Source organism: Nocardia sp. NPDC052566 (genome assembly GCF_044547285.1).
In the GTDB taxonomy this organism is placed as follows: domain Bacteria; phylum Actinomycetota; class Actinomycetes; order Mycobacteriales; family Mycobacteriaceae; genus Nocardia.
Map to the genome: position 1 here is coordinate 762,149 of NZ_JBIUAF010000006.1, position 18,296 is coordinate 780,444.

The window sequence follows — 18,296 nt, forward strand, 5'->3', positions numbered from 1 at the left end:
AACTACGGACACGTTTAAGCGCGCAGGCGGGGTGTAACAGACGTACAGTCTGGAAGTATTCTCATCAGTCGGAGTTAGGGTACTTATTTAGGCGGGCAAACGTGCAAACGGTTGGCAAACCGGCGGGGTCGCCCGACCCCAAACGCCACCTGTGGGTTCTCGGCCTCATCGCTCCGGCGTCTGCACTATTGCCCTCGCAACTGGTGTTGCACACCGGCGCTCCGGTCCTCTGGTGGATCGGGCCGATCATCGTGCTGATCGCGATCCCGGTGCTGGACTGGGTCGTCGGCGAGGACGGGAGCAATCCACGCGACGAGGACTACGAGTTGCTGTCGAACGACCGGTACTACCGGTGGTGCACCTATTTGTTCCTGCCGGTGCAGTTGATCGGGCTGATCATCGCCAGCGCCATGTGGGCGGGCGACGAGCTCGGCATCGTCGACAAGTTAGGTCTGGCGGCCACTCTCGGCTTCGTCAGCGGCATCGGCATCAACGCCGCGCACGAACTCGGCCACCGGGTCGAGCATTTGGAGCGCTGGCTGGCGAAAATCGCACTCGCACAATCCGGATACGGGCACTTCTTCGTCGAGCACAATCGCGGGCACCACGTCAGGGTGGCGACGCCGGACGATCCGGCCAGCGCCAGGCTCGGTGAATCGCTGTGGGAGTTCTTGCCGCGCAGCGTGATCGGCGGATTCCGCTCGGCCATACCGCTCGAGCGGGCCAGGCTCGCCCGCAAGGGGTCCGGCTGGTGGAGCGTGCACAACCACATCCTGCAGGCGTGGTCGATGAGCCTGGTGCTGTTCGGCACCCTGCTCGCGGTGTTCGGCTGGCGTGCGCTGCCGTGGCTGCTGCTGCAGGCCGTGATCGGCATCGCGCTGCTGGAGACGGTGAACTACGTCGAGCACTACGGACTGCTGCGTGGCCGAAAAGCCAACGGGCACTGGGAGCGTTGCTCGCCGAAGGACAGCTGGAACAGCGACCGCCTCGTCACCAACATCTTCCTGTTCCACCTGCAGCGGCACAGCGACCACCACGCCAACCCAGGGCGGCGGTACCAGACGCTGCGCAGCTCCATGCAGGCGCCGCAGCTGCCCGCGGGATACGCGAGCATGATCGTGCTCGCCGCCGTCCCGCCGCTGTGGCGCGCCGTGATGGATCAGCGGGTGCTCGCGCACTATGACGGCGATATCACCCTGGCGAATATCCAACCGCGCAAGCGGCGTCGTATCCTTGCTGCGTATCGGGCAACCGCGTAAACGGTTGCCGCGATCACACGACTAGCGCAGCCGGACGGGTCCGTCGGTAAGCCTGCGCAGGTCGAAGCGCTGCCGTGTGGCCGCTTCGGCCCCCGGGGTAATTGAGCGGCTCGCCTTGCCTCGGTACCGAGTCATTCAGGAGAGGCTGATAGAGGCAGATGACGACCTCAGAACTTCCCGCACGTACCGACCTGACCGCCGATGTGCGCAATGGCATCGATTTCAAGGTGGCGGACCTGTCGCTGGCCGAGTTCGGCCGCAAGGAAATTCGTCTGGCTGAGCATGAGATGCCCGGCCTGATGGCGTTGCGCCGTGAGTATGCGGAGGTGCTGCCGTTGCAGGGCGCCCGGATCTCGGGTTCGTTGCACATGACGGTGCAGACCGCGGTGTTGATCGAAACCCTGGTCGCGTTGGGTGCCGAGGTCCGCTGGGCTTCCTGCAACATTTTCTCGACCCAGGACCACGCTGCCGCCGCGGTTGTGGTTGGTCCGCACGGCACTATCGAGGAGCCCAAGGGCACCCCGGTGTTCGCCTGGAAGGGCGAAACCCTGGAGGAGTACTGGTGGGCGGCGGAGCAGATGCTGACCTGGGCGGGTGAGCCGGCGAACATGATCCTCGACGATGGTGGCGACGCGACCATGCTCGTGCTGCGGGGCGCCCAGTTCGAGAAGGCTGGTGTGGTGCCGCCCGAGGATGAGAACCACTCCGCCGAGTACAAGGTGTTCTTGAACCTGCTGCGCGAGCGGTTCGAAACCGACAAGGGTAAGTGGTCGGCGATCGCGGAGTCGGTGAAGGGTGTCACCGAGGAAACCACGACCGGTGTGCTGCGGCTGTATCAGTTCGCCGCTGCCGGGGAGTTGGTGTTCCCGGCGATCAATGTCAACGATTCGGTGACGAAGTCGAAGTTCGACAACAAGTACGGCACCCGGCACTCGTTGATCGATGGCATCAACCGTGGCACCGATGTGTTGATCGGTGGCAAGAAGGTGTTGATCTGTGGGTATGGCGATGTGGGTAAGGGGTGTGCGGAATCGCTTGCCGGGCAGGGTGCTCGGGTGCAGGTGACCGAGATCGATCCGATCAACGCGTTGCAGGCGTTGATGGATGGCTATGACGTGGTCACGGTGGAGAAGGCCATCGGTAATGCCGATATCGTGATCACCTCGACGGGGAACAAGGACATCATCACCCTCGAGCATATGAAGGCGATGAAGGATCAGGCGATCCTGGGCAATATCGGTCATTTCGACAACGAGATCGATATGGCCGCCCTGGAGCGTTCCGGTGCCAGCAGGTTGAACATCAAGCCGCAGGTGGATTTGTGGACCTTCGGTGAGTCGGGTAAGTCGATCATCGTGTTGTCCGAGGGCCGGTTGCTGAACCTGGGTAACGCGACCGGGCATCCCTCGTTCGTGATGTCGAACAGCTTCTCCAACCAGGTCATCGCCCAAATCGAACTGTGGACCAAGCCGCAGGAGTACGACAACGAGGTCTACCGCCTGCCCAAGCACCTGGACGAGAAGGTGGCCAAGATCCACGTCGAGGCACTGGGTGGCGAGCTGACCAAGCTCACCAAGGATCAGGCCGAGTACATCGGTGTCGATGTCGAAGGCCCGTTCAAACCGGAGCACTACCGCTACTGAGTCCCTTTCGCCCCACCGGTCCGCACTGGGCCGGTGGGGCTTGTCGGGGTGGACCTGTAATCTGCCTGTCCATGGGCTCGTTGATTGCGGTGGAAGGCCTCGACGGCGCGGGTAAGCGCACGTTGATCGATGCCGCGCTCGGCGACCTACGCGGGCGCGGCCTTCGGGTCGAGACGCTCGCCTTCCCGCGCTACGGCCGCTCGGTGCACGCCGACCTCGCGGCCGAGGCATTGCGCGGCGCGCACGGTGATCTCGCGGAGTCGGTCAACGCCATGGCGCTGATGTTCGCGCTCGATCGCGCCGAATCCCGCGACGAACTATCGAAGCTGTTGGCGGACAACGACATAGTGATTCTCGACCGCTATGTGGCCTCCAACGCCGCGTACAGCGCCGCCCGGCTGCATCAGTCCGCCGACGGCGAAATCGCGCGCTGGGTGGGCGAATTGGAGTTCGGGCGGTTCGAGCTGCCGATCCCGGACCTGCAGGTGTATCTGGCGGTGCCGGTCGAGTTGGCCGCCGAACGCGCGCGGGTGCGCGGCGAGCTCGACAGTAGCCGTGCGCTGGATGCCTACGAACGCGACGGCGGGCTACAACAGCGCACCGGGGCGGTCTATCGTGAACTGGCCGAGCTGAACTGGTATGGAACGTGGTCCATGCATACGAGCGGTGACGATCCGGCAACGTTTGCTGCGCGGCTCACCGAATTCGCTGCCCGATAGGGTTGGATGTGCGCCGATGGGTCACGAGTGTAGGCGTGGCGGCCCGATCCAAGCCGGAGAGATGACAACATAGTACTTATGAAGCCGAAGATTCTGGTCGTCGACGACGATATGGCGCTCGCTGAGATGCTCACGATCGTCTTGCGCGGGGAAGGGTTCGACCCGCATGTGGTCGGCGACGGCACGCAGGCGCTGGCGGCGGTTCGGGAGATCCGCCCCGATCTGGTGTTGCTGGACCTCATGCTGCCCGGCATGAACGGCATCGACGTATGCCGCGTGTTGCGGGCCGATTCCGGAGTTCCGATCGTGATGCTCACGGCGAAGACCGATACGGTCGACGTGGTGCTCGGTCTGGAGTCCGGTGCCGACGATTACATCGTCAAACCGTTCAAACCGAAGGAGCTCGTCGCCCGGGTGCGTGCCCGCCTGCGCCGTACCGAGGAGGAGCCCGCGGAGCTGCTGTCCATCGCCGATATCGTCATCGATGTGCCCGCGCACAAGGTGACTCGCGGTGGTGCGCAGATCTCGTTGACTCCGTTGGAGTTCGACCTCCTGGTGGCGCTTGCCCGCAAGCCGCGCCAGGTGTTCACCCGCGAGGTGCTGCTCGAACAGGTCTGGGGTTACCGGCACGCCGCCGATACCCGCCTGGTCAACGTGCACGTGCAGCGGTTGCGCGCGAAAGTCGAGAAGGATCCCGAAAATCCGGAGATCGTCTTGACCGTGCGTGGGGTCGGATACAAGGCCGGGCCGCCGTGATCGGACGTGGTGAGCGAGCCACCGATACAGTGAGCGCCGGCGAGGCGCGGCTGTGATCGGTGGTTTGGTCGCACGGATCGAACGATCGCTGGCGCCCGTGGTGGCCTGGTTCCAGATGGTCGGCACCGCATTGGGCCACCTGTGGCGACGTTCGCTGCAACTGCGCGTCATCGTGTCGACGGTGACGCTGTCGCTGATCGTCATCACCATTCTCGGCGTCGTGCTGACCGGCCAGATCACCGATCGGCTGTTGGACGCGAAGGTCAGCGCGGCGGTCGAGGAGATGGATCGTGCCCGCAACACGGTGCAGAGCCAGCTGGCCGGCGTGCACGATGTCGGCACCCAGCAGTCGCGGCTCAACGATGCCCGCAGCGCACTGTCCACCCGCGGGAGCACCAGTCAGTCCGGTGGTGTCGCAGGCAGTTTCGAACCGGCGCTGAGCATCGTCGGCGGTGTGCCGCCGCAGCCGGTCTCGTCGGGGCCCATCCAGGAGGTCCCGGACGAGCTGCGCCGGTTCGTGCAGCGCAACCAGGTCAGCTACCAGTTCGCCGTGGTGTCCGATCCCGACGGGTATCACGGTCGCGCGCTGATCATCGGCAGCCCGAGCGCCGAAATCCCCACGCTGGAAATCTATTTGATCTTCCCGCTGGCCAATGAGGAGCGCAGCCTCTCGCTGATGCGCGGCACCATGCTCATCGGTGGCGTCGTGCTGCTCGTCCTGCTCGCGGCGATTACCGCGCTGGTCACCAGGCAGGTGGTGCTGCCGATCCGGTCCGCGGCCAGGATCGCGGGCCGTTTCGCCGACGGCAGGCTCAAGGAACGCATGCTGGTGCGCGGCGAGGACGATATGGCGCGGCTCGCGCAGGCGTTCAACGAGATGGCCGAGAGCCTGTCCAACCAGATCACCCAGCTGGAGGAGTTCGGAAACCTGCAGCGCCGCTTCACTTCCGACGTCAGCCACGAGCTGCGCACCCCGCTGACCACCGTGCGGATGGCGGCCGATCTGATCCACGGCAGCAGCGACGATCTCGATCCCGCGCTGGCGCGCAGCGCCGAACTGCTCGTCAACGAGCTGGACCGGTTCGAGGGCCTGCTCAACGATCTGCTCGAGATCAGCCGTCACGACGCGGGTGTGGCCGAGTTGCAGGTCGAATCGCTCGACGTGCGCATGTGCGCGCGTGCCGCGATCTCGACGGTGCGGCATCTGGCCAAGGAGGCCGGTATCGAGGTCGTCACCGATCTGCCGGAAGAGCCGCTTGTCGCCGAGGTCGATCCGCGCCGGGTGGAGCGGGTGCTGCGCAATCTGCTCGCCAACGCGATCGATCACAGCGAGGGCAAGCCGGTGCTGATCAGGATGCGCGGCGATATCGAGGCCAACGCGGTCGCGGTGGTGGTGCGCGATCAGGGCGTCGGTCTGCGCCCCGGCGAGGAGAAGCTGGTCTTCAATCGGTTCTGGCGCTCGGACCCGTCGCGGATGCGGCGTTCCGGCGGAACGGGTCTTGGCCTGTCGATCAGCGTCGAGGACGCGAACCTGCACGAGGGCAAGCTGGAGGCGTGGGGTGAGGCCGGGGTCGGCGCGAGCTTCCGGCTCACGCTGCCGCTGGTGCGCGGGCGCAAGCTCGGCGCGAGCCCGCTGTCGCTGGAACCGCCGCTGCGCAAGACGGCACTGCGGCCGGTCGAGGTCGACGCGGCGCCGGTCGAGACGGACAAGCCCGGCGACGCACCCGACGAACTCGACGCCACGGTGGCGATGTCGAACGGCGTCGCGGAGGCGGACAACCCCGCGGTCGGCACGCCGCCCGATATCGCCTTCAACGGGTCGCGCCCCGCGCCGCCGAAGCCGGGTGACACCAGCACACGCGGCGAAACCCGGGACGTACAGTCATGAGAATGCGCGCCTGGACTCCACGGCTGCACCGAGTGTCCGCACTCGGTGCAGCCGCCGTGGCGGTGCTGCTTGTGCTCACCGGCTGCGCCAGCCTGCCGGAGTCCTCGGCGCCGCAGGCATTGGGCACCATCAACAGGGAGCCGACCACCGACGGACCGCCGCCGCCCATCTCCGGGCGCGACCCGGACCGGCTGCTGCTCGACTTCCTCCAGGCCACCGCCGATCCGGCCAACCGCCACCTGGCCGCGCGGCAATATCTGACGCAGGCCGCCTCGACGCACTGGGACGATTCGGCGGGCACCACCATCGTGGAGAAGCCGGATACCCTCCGCGAGTCCAGGTCCGGTGACAAGGCCACCTATGTGGTCCGCGCGCGCAAGGTCGGTGAGCTCTCCTCCGACGGCGCCTACCGGGCCAGCGACGGCACGCTGGAAAACAAGATCGAGATGAGCAAGGTCGACGGCGAGTGGCGCATCGACGAGCTGCCCGACGGCGTCGTCATGGACAACACCTCGTTCGGCAAGTCGTATCGGCGCTACGTGCTGTACTTCATCGACCCGACCGGCACCACCGTCGTGCCCGATCTGCGCTGGATCGCCGCGGCCAAGGTGCAGCTGACCCAGCGGCTGCTGAGCCTGCTCACCGAGGGTTCGCAGCCCGCGCTGGCCAAGGTGGTGCGCAACCAGCTGGCCGCACCGCTGTCGCTGCGCGGTCCGATCACCAAATTCAACGGCGATCCGGAGGAGGTCGGCGTCGGGCTCGGCGGGGTACGCATCGACTTCGCCGGCGCGGGCGCGCTCGGCCCGCGCGATCGCGAACTGCTCGCCGCGCAGGTGGTGCTCACCCTCGCGGGCGCCGACATCCTCGGCCCGTATCAGCTGCTCGCCGACGGCAAGCCGCTCGACGAGCGGTTCGCCACCAACGGCTGGTCGGTCGCCGACGTCGAACAGCTCAGCCCCGCGGTGTACGCGCAGAACCGGGTCGGGCTGCATGCCCTACGCGGCGGCGCACTGGTGCAGGCGGCCGACAACGGCGTCGTCAACGCGCCCGGCTACTTCGGCCAGGTGAACAACCTGCAGTCGGTGGCGCTGTCCCCGGACGGTCAGCTGGTCGCCGGTGTCGCCGCCACCGGACGGTCGGCGCCGGAGCCCGCGCAGACCCTGATGATCGGCAGTTACGGCGGTACCGCCTTCCCGGTCGCCGAGGGCGGCAGCATCAGCAGGCCGTCCTGGGCCTCCGACGGCAGCGCGGCCTGGGCAGTGATCGACGGTGACCGGGTGATCCGCGCCGTGAACGACCGGGCCACCGGCACGGTCTCGCGCCAGGACGTCGACATCTCGGCCATCACCGCCGCGAATTCCGGTTCCACGCTGCGGGCGCCGATCACCGAACTGCGCATCGCCCGCACCGGCGTGCGCGCGGCGCTGATCGCCGACGGCAAGGTCTACCTCGCGGTGATCGAACGGCGACCGGACGGCTCCTTCGCGCTCGCCGCCCCGCTGCCGCTCGCGGTCGGGCTCAGCACCCGCGCGGTCTCGCTGAGCTGGCTCACCGGCGACACCATCATCATCGCCCGCGAGGGCAACGTCGACCCGGTGGTGACCGTCTCCATCGACGGCTCCCAGCTCACCCCGCAGACCACCCAGAACCTGACCCCGCCGGTGCGCGTGGTCAGCGCCTCGGCCGATACGCAGTACGTCGCCGACTCACGCGCGGTGCTGCAACTCCAGTACGCCGAACCCGCCACCGCGACCGACCGCTTCTGGCGTGAGGTGCCCGGCCTCACGGGCGACAACGTGGTCCCGGTCCTGCCCGGCTAGCGCCTGTCACGCCGGGCCCGTTCGCCGAGCGCAGTCGAATGGCCCTGCGACACGCCGTGCTCTAGGGCCATTCGACTGCGCTGGACGCCAGCGCTGCGCTGTATGTCGGTGGGGCGGCGGAGGATCGGCGCATGCGGACCCTGTTGGATCTGGTGCTTCCTGCCGCCTGTGCGGGCTGTGGCGCGGCTGGGGTCGGTTGGTGCGAGGGTTGCGCCTCGGCGCTCGCCCGGCCGCCGGTGCGGGTGCGTCCGCGGGCGGATCCCGGCGTGCCGTGCTGGGCGCTCGGGCCGTATGCCGGGCCGGGGCGGCGGGCCGTGCTCGCCGCGAAGGAGCGCGGTCGCCGCGACCTTGCCGCGCCGCTCGGGCTGGCGCTGGCGGGCGGGCTGACGCGGCTGCGCGCGAAAGATCGGCCGCTGGTGCTGATTCCGGCGCCGAGCAGGCGGGCGTCGGCGCGTCGGCGGGGTGGCGATCCGGTGCTGTGCGCGACCCGCGCGGCCTCGGGATGGCTGAGTGATAGCCAGATGGTACCGATGTTGCGGATGTGGTGGGGTGTACAAGATTCGGTGGGCTTGACAGGTCGTGAGCGGTATCACAACCTACACGGCAGGATCATTACTTTGCCTGCTTGCGACACTGGTGTCGCACTGCCGCCGAATGCCGAGGTCGTGCTGGTCGACGACGTGCTGACGACCGGTGCTACGGCCTGCGAATCGATTCGCGCGCTGGCCGGAATCGGTGTGCGGACACGCGCGGTCCTGGTGACCTGTGCTGCTTGAATCCGGGAAATTTGCGTGAACACTGGCGGACCTCAGGTTTGCGTACTAGCGTCGCGATCACACACCCGAACGGGAAGTTTGGAGGTGGCGCCTCGGACAACTTGTGCCGAGTGATTCGTCTATCGGCACGGCAAATCCCGCCGCACGTCAATCGGTCTGTGCGGCCATATCCGGGAGGTACGCGTGACGACTTCTTCACGACCTTCAGTGAAAGATGCCCCCTCAGTGCGTGAGGTACGGCCTGCGGTGCTGGATGACGGCGCCTTGGACATGACAGAGCAACCCGCAGCGGACCGATCGAGGGCACCCCGTGCGGACGTCGTGGTGAAAGGCCGCAACGTCGAGGTGCCCGACCACTTCCGAATCTATGTCGCGGAGAAACTCTCCCGTCTCGAACGTTTCGATCCGTCGATCTTCCTCTTCGATGTCGAGCTGTTCCACGAACGCAACCGTCGTCAGCGCAAGAGCTGCCAGCGCGTCGAGATCACCGCGCGCGGCAAGGGTCCCGTCGTCCGGGCCGAGGCCTGCGCGGACAGCTTCTACGCGGCGCTCGAGTCGGTGACCGCGAAACTGGAAAGCAGGCTCCGTCGCACCAAGGATCGGCGCCGGGTGCACTACGGCGAGAAGACGCCCGTCTCCGTCGCCGAGGCCACCGCCGACCTCATCGATGATTCATTGTTCACGTTGTCCAACGGCTCGTCCGCGCATGACCACCCCGAAGGTCGACCCTCCGAATCGGCGGAGGCCAAGGATTACGCGGGCCCTGGCCATATCGTCCGAACCAAGGTCCACACAGCGACCCCGATGTCTGTCGACGACGCCCTCTACCAGATGGAACTCGTCGGCCATGACTTCTTCCTCTTCCAAGACCGGGAGACCGACCGACCGTCGGTTGTTTACCGTCGTCACGCCTTCGACTACGGCCTGATCAGGCTCGCGTAGTCTATTCCGCCTCTCCGGGTATTCAGCGCACCAGTTGGGTGCCCGGAGACTTGCATTGCCTTGGCAGACTTACTGCCGTCCGTCGCGGAAAAACGTCCTGTGCAGCAGGGAATTCCGGCGGGGTGGGCGCATCGCCTGGAGCATGACCAGGTCGGCGAAGGTTTCCGCGTCGCGTTCGCGCGCGGTGCCGTAGTCGGTGCGGCCGAGGACGTGGGCGATCGATTCCAGCGAGATCGACGGGAGCAGTTCGGCGACCGCGGCGAGCGTGTGCTCGGTCATCGTCGGTTCGGCCTCCGGCGGGGTCGCCGATTCGGTGCCGTGGCCGAGCAGCATGTGGCCCAGTTCGTGCACCACGATGTGCTCGGCATGCCACTGGGTGGTGTCCGCGCCGTAGACGATGACATCGGCGTCCCGCTTGGCGATCCACAGGCCGCTGCCCGTTCCGCATCCGGTGCCGGTGAGTACGGCGGTATCGATCGGATGCAGCGAGATCGGCCTGCGCCGGTGCGCCGCCACCTGTGCGACATAGTCGGCCAGATCCCATGGCTGCGGTATCGGCACAGCAGTGGACAGCGTCCGGAACCGTTCCTCGATACCGATCATCTATCGCGTTCTCCCTAGAGCAGCCGTGCTTTGGGAGTCGATGCTACCTATCCCGCGGCGGGGAATCCGTTCCCGCGATGATCCGGGTCAGCGTCGAGCGGTCCATATCCGAGCCGCGCAGCGCGATGCTCGAGACGTTCGCGTCCCGCATCGTGGCGAGCAGTTCGAGCTCCCTGTCGATCGCCGCGGCCGCCGGTCCGGCGGTGGTGAGATAGTCGGCGGCCACCCCGAAGGACTGGGCGATGGCCGAGACTATTTCGAGATCGACGGTGGCCCAAGCGGTTTCGTCGTCCATGTCGCCGCGGCGCAGTGCGTCGAGGTAACTCGGCGCCACGGTGCGGCGCAACTGCGCGCCGACCTGTTCGGCCACGGCCTCGGTGCTGCGCTCGGGGGCCGAGCGCGGATGCACCACCGCGAACAGGCGGTTGATCTTGTGGCTCAGCGAAAGGCCTGCGCCGGGTGCGTCGGTCATCGAGATCATCCTCTGCATCGAATTGCGGCGTATGCGGGTCCGTGCGTGGTCACGCTCCGCTACCGCCTCCGGGCCCGTCGCTCACGCCGCGCGGCTTGCCGTTGCGTACCGGCGCCGCGCCCGTGTTGACCGCATGCCAGCGGGTCCGGAATCGGGTCTCCGTCGCGGTGTCCACATCCTCGGCGCGCCCGGCCAGCCAGCGGCGGTAGCGGCGCTCCTCCAATTCGTCGGGATCGCTCGACGCGGCGGGCACCTCGAGCAGATGGGCGAAGGCCATCTCGACCAGCGGGTGCAGCTGCCTGCCCGGGCCGCCGTTGCGTTCGAGCATGGCGGTGGCGTAGCGGGCGGAGAGTCGGGAGACCACCTGGTTCAGGTCCGAAATCGCCGCTGTCACTTGGGGTTCGGTCGTCTTCAGTCGCTCGGCGGCATCGTTGAGCCTGCCCGCGGCGGCGAGCAAGCCGGTCAGGTCGGAGAGCTCGAATCGGATGGAATCCGGTCCGGACACCACGGATTCACCCGGCTGCTCGGTGGCCGCGACCGTATCGGTGGTCGGGGTGCCGCCCGCGTAGGTCCGCGCCGCGCTGCCGGGCAACCAGCGCAGCGGCGCGTCGAGTTTGTTCAGTGTGTTCGTGCTGATCGCGGCGTCGCCGTCTTCGATCTTCCGGATCGTGGGCGCGGAGGGACCACCCAGGTCGCCGATCTGCATCTGGGTGAGGCCGAGTTCATCTCGACGTTCCTTGATGATTCGCCCGAAGCGCTTCTGCCGCCCCGGCTCCGAAGTGCGCTGCATAGTGGGCCTCATGGTAGATCGAGCGGCGGCTTGAAGACAACTTCATAGAAAGTGTTTGAAAAATCGATGGAAATATTGCTACTGTTCGATCGCGCCGAAGCGATGCCACACCCGCCGGTTGGGAGTTCCGGAACGAGCAGGGGCGTCGCCGGAACGGGCGCCCCGGTCTGTTGCGCAATGGCGCGCGGCAGACCGGCTCAGCGGCGGTGGCGGGGATCGTCGCTGCACCTTTCGGGTGGACCTTTAACTTACTGGGGAGTAAGTTTGGGGGGAAGGTCACTCGAAAGGAATCCGCATGGCTACCAAGGCTGCTCGCCGTGCTGTCATCGTCTCCGGTGCACGCACGCCCTTCCTCCGGGCATTCACCGACTACACCCGGATGGACTCGATCGCGCTGGCCGACGCCGCGGTGCGCGGGCTGCTGGAGCGGACCGGATTGCCCGGCGCCCAGGTGGAGGCGATCGTCTGGGGCGGGGTGATCCTGCCCAGCGTCGCGCCCAATATCGCCAGGGAGATCGCGCTGGATCTGCGGCTCGACGCCGGATGTGAGGGCTACACCGTGACGCGTGCGTGCGCGTCCGGGTTGCAGGCGGTGACCTCGGCCGCGGCCGCGATCGAACGCGGCGAATACGACATCATGATCGCCGGCGGCAGCGATTCCACCAGCAATGCCGAGGTGAAGCTGCCGCAGAAGGTGGTGCACGCGGCGGCGCCGCTGGCGCTCGGCAAACCGAAGCCGAAGGACTACCTGTCCGCGGTCGCGCAGCTCGCGCCGTTCACCGACATCCTGCCGAGCAGGCCCAAGATCGCCGAACGCACCACCGGTGAGGTGATGGGGGAGTCGGCCGAGAAGATGGCCCGCATCCACGGCATCAGCCGCGCCGATCAGGACGAGTTCGCCGCACGCTCGCATCACCGCGCCGCCGCCGCGATCGACTCGGGACGCTTCGACGACGAGGTGCTGCGGGTACGCACCCCCGAGGGCAAGGACATCAGCCGCGACGGGCTGGTGCGCGGCGATACCAGCGTCGCGAAACTGGCCAAGCTGAAGCCCGTGTTCGCCGCGGACGGCAGTGTCACCGCGGGCAATGCCAGTCCGCTGACCGACGGCGCGTCCGCGGTGCTGCTGATGAGCGAGGAGAAGGCGCTCGCGCTCGGCTACCGCCCGCTCGCCGCGTTCCGCTCCTGGAGCTACGTCAGCGTCGACCCGCGGGACCAGGTGCTCATCGGGCCTGCCATCTCCATGCCGCGCGCACTGGACAAGGCCGGAATGTCCTTGCGCGACATCGACTTCGTCGATATCCACGAGGCGTTCGCCGCCCAAACCCTCTCGGTCGTGTCCGCGCTCGCCAGCGACGAATGGGCCAAGACCCGCCTCGACCGCGACACCGCCGTAGGCGAGATCGACATCGACGCCCTCAACGTCCACGGCGGCTCCGTCTCGCTCGGCCACCCCTTCGGTGCCACCGGCGCCCGCATGGTCACCACCATGGCCAACGAACTCGCCCGCACCGGCAAATCCACCGCCCTCCTAGGCATCTGCGCCGCCGGCGGCATCGGCGCCTCCGCGGTACTGGAACGCGTCTGACCGGCAACCGCCCATCACCGCACACGGTGTGCGAGTCGGATCAGGTCGCCGTCGGTGCGGCTGTGGGTAGTACAACGAGGCGCTGGGGGCCGACGGTGGTGGTCGAGATCCGTCGAGCGTAGTCATATGGCCCTCAATTACGGCGTGTCGCAGGGCCATTTGACTGCGCTCGGCGGAAAGAACCCGGTTACGGGGTTCGGTAGGTCTCGTGGTGGATGGCTTCGGTGAGGGGGCGGCGGGGGCGCCAGCCGAGGCGTTCGAGGTCGGGGATCTGCTGGAATTCGTGGACTGGGCCTACGCACAGCCAGGCTATGGGGGTGATGCCCTCGGGGAGGGCTATCAGGTCGGTGAGGAAGGGGGCGTCGTAGAAGGAGACCCAGCCGACGCCCACGTGTTCGGCGGTGGCGGCGAGCCAGAGATTCTGGATGGCGAGAACCGTTGAGTAGACGCCGGTTTCGGGGACGGTGGCGCGGCCGAGGATATGCGGGCCGCCACGGGTGTTGTCGTGGGTGACGACGATGCCGGTGCCGCTCTCGGTGATGCCTTCGATCTTGATCGGTTCGAAGGTTTCGGCGCGCTCCTGGGGGAGTACGTTGCGAAACTCGACGCGCTTGTCCGCGACGTGGTCGGCGAACTTGCGCAGGGTCGCGGGATCGCGCACCACCACGAAGTCCCACGGCTGCGAGTTGCCGACGCTCGGCGCGCGATGTGCGGCGTCGAGGATGCGCCACAGGGTCGCGTCGTCGACGACGTCGCCGGTGAACTCCGCGCGCACATCGCGCCGCAACCGGATCGCCTCATAAACACTCAACTGGTCAGCACACACGGCACCCAGTCAACCAGCAGCGATCCGCGCACCTTCCCGCACACCCGTTGATTTCCCGCACACGAAATCGCATGCGATCAGGTACGCGGGAGATCGAAACAGATGCGGCTGCCTCCGACTCGCTCAGGCGACGTATTCGGGGAGGCGCTCGGCTGGTGCGGACCGGCGGCCGAGGCGTTTGCGGCCCGCGGCGATCGCGGTGCGGAGGCCGCGGCGCTTGCCGGTGATCGGGTCGAAGGTGGGGGCGGTGTTGCCGGCGAACTTGCGCTCCGAGGCGGTTTCGGGGGCGTCGTCGGTGGTGGCGCGCAGGTACTTGTTGGGCAGCGACAGCTTGAGGATGGTGCGCCACGACTTGAAGTACTGCACGGGTAGTGAGCCGGTGGTGTAGGGCAGGTCGTACTTCTCGGCCAGCTCGCGCACCCGCACGGCGATATCGGCGTACCGGTTGCTCGGCAGGTCGGGGAACAGGTGATGCTCGATCTGGTGGCTGAGGTTGCCGGTCATGAAATGCATGAGCGGTCCGCCGGAAATGTTGGCGCTGCCCAGCATTTGGCGCAGGTACCACTGCCCCTTGGTCTCGCCGTCGATATCGGCCTTGGTGAACTTCTCCGCGCCGTCGGGGAAGTGCCCGCAGAAGATCACCGCGTTGGTCCAGACGTTGCGGATCATATTCGCGGCGAGGTTCGCGGTGAGCGTGGAAACGAATGCGGGCCCGGTCAGCAGCGGGAACATCAGGTAGTCCTTGAAGACCTGCTTGCCGATCTTGTGGACCACCTCGCCGCGCTTGCGGTCGAATTCGGCGCGCTCGGGAGTGCCGGGCTTGAACCGGCCCGCGGCCAGCTTGCCGAGCTCCAGATGCTGGATGGCGACACCGTATTCGAAGAACAGCTGCAGCAGCAGGTTGTAGACCGGGTTGCCGATATTGAACGGCTTCCAGCGCTGGTCCCTGGTGACGCGCAGCAGCCCGTAGCCGATGTCGTCGTCCATGCCGAGCACGTTGGTGTACTTGTGGTGCAGGTAGTTGTGCGTCTGCTTCCAGTGCTTGGCGGGGCCGGTGTTATCCCATTCCCACGAGCTGGAGTGGATCTCCGGATCGTTCATCCAGTCCCACTGCCCGTGCATGACGTTGTGCCCGATCTCCATGTTCTCGATGATCTTGGCGGTGCTGAGCAGTGCGACGCCCGCGAGCCAGGCGGGCGGCAGGAAACTGGCGAAAAGCACGGCGCGCCCGCTGATTTCGAGCGCACGCTGCAGGCGGATGACGTTACGGATGTAGCGCGCGTCGTCCGCGCCGCGGGCAGATTCGATCTCCCGCCTTATCGCGTCGAATTCCGCGCCGAGAGCCTCGACATCGGCTTCGGTGAGGTGCGCGTACTCCTTGACATCCGAGATCGCCATGTTGGTTACAGTACCGTAGGTTACGAGACCGTAGGTTGTGCTAGCGGGCCCGGGAAGTGTGGCAAATCCCCCATTGAGGACGGCCGGGCGAGATGCTATACGGTGCGCGGTTTGCGCAGCTTGCGCAATGCCTTCCGCCGCACGGCTTTCCGGCGCATGGTCGCCTGCTCGAGCCTGGCCTTCTCCTGCAGTGCCACCTTGGCCTCGCGCAGCGCTTCCTTCTCCTGCCGCGCCTTCTCCTTGAGCACCACCTTGGCCTCGTTCAGCGCGGACCGCAGGCCGTACCTGCGCCCGGTGGCCGGGTCGACCGGCAGGATGTGCGTCTCCGCCCATGCCTCCGACAGCTGGTTGGTCGTCGGCAGCGTCGGCAGGGTGATGCCGGCGAACTTGCGCTCCGAGGAGGTCTCCGGTGCGTCGTCGGAGGTGCGGCGCAGGAACCGGTCCGGCAGCGCCAGCTTGTGGATGGTGCGGAAGGCGAGCAGGTACTGCTTGCCGAGCGAGCCGGTGGTGTAGGGCAGGTCGTACTTGTCGCACAGTTCGCGCACCCGCGCGGCGATCTCCGGGTACCGGTTGCTCGGCAGGTCGGGGAACAGGTGGTGCTCGATCTGGTAGCAGAGGTTGCCGCTCATGAATGCCATCGCGGGCCCGGCTTTGAAGTTGGCGCTGCCGAGCATCTGGCGCAGGTACCACTCGCCGCTGGTCTCACCCTCGAGCTGCTCGATGGTGAACTTCTCCGCGCCGTCGGGGAAGTGGCCGCAGAAGATCACCGCGTAGGCCCACAGATTGCGCACCAGGTTGGCGGTGGCGTTGGCCTTCAGCGTCGACTTCCACGCGGGCCCGGTGAGCGCCGGGTAGAACACGAAGTCCTTGCCGACCTGGCGCGCGATCTTGCGGGCGAACTCCTTGTTCGGCTCCGACATCAGCTGGGCGCGCGGCGTACCGGACAGTTCCTTCTCGATGCTCCAGTCGTGCAGCGCGATGCCCCACTCGAAGGTGGCGGCCAGGATCAGGTTGGCCACCGGCTGGACGAGGTGCAGCGGGCGCCACGGCTCGTCGCGGGTCATCCGCAGGATGCCGAAGCCGAGGTCCTCGTCCTTGCCGAGCACATTGGTGTAGGTGTGGTGGGAGTAGTTGTGCGCGCGCCGCCACTGCGACGACGGACCGGTCTGATCCCACTCCCAGGTGCTGGAGTGGATCTCCGGATCGTTCATCCAGTCCCACTGCCCGTGGCTGATGTTGTGCCCGAGCTCCATATTCTCGATGATCTTGGCGACCGACAGCAGCGCCGTACCGGTGAGCCAGGCCCACCGGTTGCGGCTGCCGAACAGCACCGCGCGCCCGGCCACTTCCAGCCCGCGCTGCGCGGCGATGGTGCGCCGAATGTATTTCGCGTCACGTTCCCCGCGTGACAGCTCCACTGAGCGGCGGATGGAATCGAGCTCCTGCCCCAGTGTTTCGATGTCGGCCGCCGTGAGATGGGCGAACGCCTGAATATCGGTGATGGCCACCGGGGTCCTTTCACTACGCGATTTGTTTCGAGCGTACCTGTGACGCAGGCCCCACGGTCCGCGCGAGGCGCCAGGATCTCGCTAAACGTCCAGCGTGCAGTCGCCGGCGGCGGCGGAAATGCAGGTCTGCACTTTGTCACCCTCGCGACGTTCCTCACCATTGCGCAGATCTCGCGCGTGGCCGGAACTCAGTGTGACGACACAGGTTTGGCAGATGCCCATGCGGCAGCCGAACGGCATCTGCACGCCGACGGATTCGCCCGCCTCGAGCAGGCTGGTCGCGCCGTCCACCTCGGTGCTGCGGTCCGACTTGCCGAAGGTGACGGTGCCGCCCTCGCCGATGGCCGAGCGCTCGATCTCGAAGCGCTCCACGTGCAGCCGGTCGGCGATACCCGCGTCGCGCCAGTGGTGCTCGATCTCGTCGAGCATGGCGGCGGGCCCGCACGCCCAGGTCTGGCGTTCGCGCCAGTCCGGGAACCGCTCGTCCAGATCGGCGAGCGCGAACTTGCCGTTCTCACCGGTCAGGTGCAGGTGCGAGCTGAAGCTCGGATGCCGGTCGTGCAATGCGCGCAGCTCGGCGCCGAACATGACGTCCTCGGCGGTGCGCGCGGAATGCAGATGCTGCACGTCGGTGACCACGTCGCGCCGGTCGATCGCCCGCAGCATCGCCATCACCGGGGTGATACCGCTACCCGCGGTGAGGAACAACACCTTCTCCGGCGGCGGATAGGGCAGCACGAATCCGCCCTGCGGTGCCTGCAACCGGATGATGGTGCCCGGCTTGACGCCGCTGACCAGGTGGCTGGACAGGAACCCCTCCGGCATCGCCTTGACCGCGATGGAGATGACCCGCTTGCTGTGCCTCCCCCCACCCTGCTCCCACCCGCGTCCCCCGGGATCGGTCCAATCCGGCGGGCAGGTCAGCGAATACGAGCGCCAGTGCCAGCGCCCGTCGACCAGGATGCCGATGCCGATGTACTGGCCCGGTTCGTATTTGAAGTCGAAGCCCCAGCCCGGCTTGATGACCAGGGTGGCCGAATCCGCGGTCTCCTTGCGCACCTCGACGATCCGGCCGCGCAGCTCGCGTGCCGACCACAGCGGGTTGGCCAGGTGCAGATAGTCGTCGGGCAGCAGCGGTGTGGTGACCCGCGCGACGGCGCCGCGCAGCACATTCAGCCTGCCGCCCCGTTCGGCGACGCTCGCGGCCGGAGCCTCCAGCCAGTCTCGGACACCCCGCACGGAAAACCCCCCACGTTTCGAGCCCATCGCTGCCGTTCGTCTCCCTGTCGTCGGATACGCCGCCGGGTT

General features: G+C 67.0%; 16 protein-coding genes. 9 read left to right on the top strand and 7 right to left on the bottom strand.

The genetic code is table 11. The annotated features are described in order from the left end of the window. Positions 1-101: 101 nt before the first annotated feature. The 8 genes from ACIG5A_RS33440 (at position 102) to hpf (ending at position 9,803) form a co-directional block, all read left to right on the top strand. Positions 102-1,259, top strand: a complete 1,158-nt coding sequence (locus ACIG5A_RS33440) for an alkane 1-monooxygenase (protein WP_397247473.1) — start codon at positions 102-104, stop codon at positions 1,257-1,259. 158 nt (positions 1,260-1,417) lie between these two features. Continuing rightward, positions 1,418-2,902 (top strand): adenosylhomocysteinase, encoded by a 1,485-nt coding sequence (ahcY, locus tag ACIG5A_RS33445; RefSeq protein ID WP_397247475.1) that lies wholly within the window; start codon positions 1,418-1,420, stop codon positions 2,900-2,902. 71 nt (positions 2,903-2,973) lie between these two features. Next, a complete protein-coding gene (locus ACIG5A_RS33450) occupies positions 2,974-3,621 on the top strand; it encodes a dTMP kinase (RefSeq protein WP_397247477.1) in 648 nt (215 codons plus the stop codon). 78 nt (positions 3,622-3,699) lie between these two features. Further along, positions 3,700-4,377 (top strand): MtrAB system response regulator MtrA, encoded by a 678-nt coding sequence (gene mtrA, locus ACIG5A_RS33455; protein WP_062984230.1) that lies wholly within the window; start codon positions 3,700-3,702, stop codon positions 4,375-4,377. 115 nt (positions 4,378-4,492) lie between these two features. After that, positions 4,493-6,265, top strand: coding sequence for an MtrAB system histidine kinase MtrB (mtrB, locus tag ACIG5A_RS33460; protein ID WP_397247997.1), 1,773 nt, complete (start codon positions 4,493-4,495; stop codon positions 6,263-6,265). Further along, the gene (gene lpqB, locus ACIG5A_RS33465; protein ID WP_397247479.1) at positions 6,262-8,085 is read left to right on the top strand and encodes an MtrAB system accessory lipoprotein LpqB; all 1,824 of its coding nucleotides are present in this window, start codon (positions 6,262-6,264) and stop codon (positions 8,083-8,085) included. Before mtrB ends, lpqB begins: the two co-directional genes overlap by 4 nt. 131 nt (positions 8,086-8,216) lie before the next feature. Continuing rightward, a complete protein-coding gene (locus tag ACIG5A_RS33470; protein ID WP_397247481.1) occupies positions 8,217-8,861 on the top strand; it encodes a ComF family protein in 645 nt (214 codons plus the stop codon). Between the two features lie 270 nt (positions 8,862-9,131). Then, positions 9,132-9,803, top strand: coding sequence for a ribosome hibernation-promoting factor, HPF/YfiA family (gene hpf / locus ACIG5A_RS33475; RefSeq protein ID WP_397247483.1), 672 nt, complete (start codon positions 9,132-9,134; stop codon positions 9,801-9,803). A 69-nt stretch (positions 9,804-9,872) separates the two neighbouring features. Here the strand turns inward: hpf and ACIG5A_RS33480 are convergent, their stop codons facing one another. Genes ACIG5A_RS33480 through ACIG5A_RS33490 form a run of 3 tightly spaced genes read right to left on the bottom strand, consistent with a single transcriptional unit; the run spans position 9,873 to position 11,668 of the window. After that, positions 9,873-10,406 carry a hypothetical protein gene (locus tag ACIG5A_RS33480; protein WP_397247485.1) on the bottom strand — a complete coding sequence of 178 codons (534 nt, stop codon included), beginning with the start codon at positions 10,404-10,406 and terminating at the stop codon, positions 9,873-9,875. Between the two features lie 43 nt (positions 10,407-10,449). Beyond that, complete coding sequence (locus ACIG5A_RS33485; protein WP_397247487.1) at positions 10,450-10,878, bottom strand: hypothetical protein; 429 nt, start codon at positions 10,876-10,878, stop codon at positions 10,450-10,452. 49 nt (positions 10,879-10,927) lie between these two features. Continuing rightward, the gene (locus ACIG5A_RS33490) at positions 10,928-11,668 is read right to left on the bottom strand and encodes a helix-turn-helix domain-containing protein (protein ID WP_397247489.1); all 741 of its coding nucleotides are present in this window, start codon (positions 11,666-11,668) and stop codon (positions 10,928-10,930) included. 295 nt (positions 11,669-11,963) lie between these two features. On the opposite strand from ACIG5A_RS33490, the gene ACIG5A_RS33495 reads away from it, so the two are divergent. Beyond that, complete coding sequence (locus tag ACIG5A_RS33495) at positions 11,964-13,256, top strand: acetyl-CoA C-acyltransferase (protein WP_397247491.1); 1,293 nt, start codon at positions 11,964-11,966, stop codon at positions 13,254-13,256. Between the two features lie 187 nt (positions 13,257-13,443). On the opposite strand, the gene bluB is transcribed toward ACIG5A_RS33495, so the two are convergent. From bluB to ACIG5A_RS33515, 4 genes are all read right to left on the bottom strand, one after another. Then, the gene (gene bluB / locus ACIG5A_RS33500) at positions 13,444-14,067 is read right to left on the bottom strand and encodes a 5,6-dimethylbenzimidazole synthase (protein ID WP_397247493.1); all 624 of its coding nucleotides are present in this window, start codon (positions 14,065-14,067) and stop codon (positions 13,444-13,446) included. A 138-nt stretch (positions 14,068-14,205) separates the two neighbouring features. Next, positions 14,206-15,480 carry a fatty acid desaturase family protein gene (locus ACIG5A_RS33505; protein WP_397247495.1) on the bottom strand — a complete coding sequence of 425 codons (1,275 nt, stop codon included), beginning with the start codon at positions 15,478-15,480 and terminating at the stop codon, positions 14,206-14,208. A gap of 95 nt (positions 15,481-15,575) precedes the next feature. Next, positions 15,576-16,988 carry a fatty acid desaturase family protein gene (locus tag ACIG5A_RS33510; RefSeq protein ID WP_397247497.1) on the bottom strand — a complete coding sequence of 471 codons (1,413 nt, stop codon included), beginning with the start codon at positions 16,986-16,988 and terminating at the stop codon, positions 15,576-15,578. An 81-nt stretch (positions 16,989-17,069) separates the two neighbouring features. Continuing rightward, positions 17,070-18,254, bottom strand: coding sequence for a ferredoxin reductase (locus ACIG5A_RS33515; protein WP_397247499.1), 1,185 nt, complete (start codon positions 18,252-18,254; stop codon positions 17,070-17,072). Between the last annotated feature and the right edge of the window lie 42 nt (positions 18,255-18,296).

Excerpts from the sequence above, each read along its gene's own strand:
- ACIG5A_RS33515 (WP_397247499.1), bottom strand. The coding sequence starts at position 18,254 with ATGGGCTCGAAACGTGGGGGGTTTTCCGTGCGGGGTGTCCGAGACTGG.
- ACIG5A_RS33490 (WP_397247489.1), bottom strand. The coding sequence starts at position 11,668 with ATGCAGCGCACTTCGGAGCCGGGGCGGCAGAAGCGCTTCGGGCGAATC.
- mtrA (WP_062984230.1), top strand. The coding sequence starts at position 3,700 with ATGAAGCCGAAGATTCTGGTCGTCGACGACGATATGGCGCTCGCTGAG.
- mtrB (WP_397247997.1), top strand. The coding sequence starts at position 4,493 with ATGGTCGGCACCGCATTGGGCCACCTGTGGCGACGTTCGCTGCAACTG.
- hpf (WP_397247483.1), top strand. The coding sequence starts at position 9,132 with ATGACAGAGCAACCCGCAGCGGACCGATCGAGGGCACCCCGTGCGGAC.
- ACIG5A_RS33495 (WP_397247491.1), top strand. The coding sequence starts at position 11,964 with ATGGCTACCAAGGCTGCTCGCCGTGCTGTCATCGTCTCCGGTGCACGC.
- ACIG5A_RS33480 (WP_397247485.1), bottom strand. The coding sequence starts at position 10,406 with ATGATCGGTATCGAGGAACGGTTCCGGACGCTGTCCACTGCTGTGCCG.
- ACIG5A_RS33505 (WP_397247495.1), bottom strand. The coding sequence starts at position 15,480 with ATGGCGATCTCGGATGTCAAGGAGTACGCGCACCTCACCGAAGCCGAT.
- ACIG5A_RS33470 (WP_397247481.1), top strand. The coding sequence starts at position 8,217 with ATGCGGACCCTGTTGGATCTGGTGCTTCCTGCCGCCTGTGCGGGCTGT.
- ACIG5A_RS33450 (WP_397247477.1), top strand. The coding sequence starts at position 2,974 with ATGGGCTCGTTGATTGCGGTGGAAGGCCTCGACGGCGCGGGTAAGCGC.
- ahcY (WP_397247475.1), top strand. The coding sequence starts at position 1,418 with ATGACGACCTCAGAACTTCCCGCACGTACCGACCTGACCGCCGATGTG.
- lpqB (WP_397247479.1), top strand. The coding sequence starts at position 6,262 with ATGAGAATGCGCGCCTGGACTCCACGGCTGCACCGAGTGTCCGCACTC.
- ACIG5A_RS33485 (WP_397247487.1), bottom strand. The coding sequence starts at position 10,878 with ATGACCGACGCACCCGGCGCAGGCCTTTCGCTGAGCCACAAGATCAAC.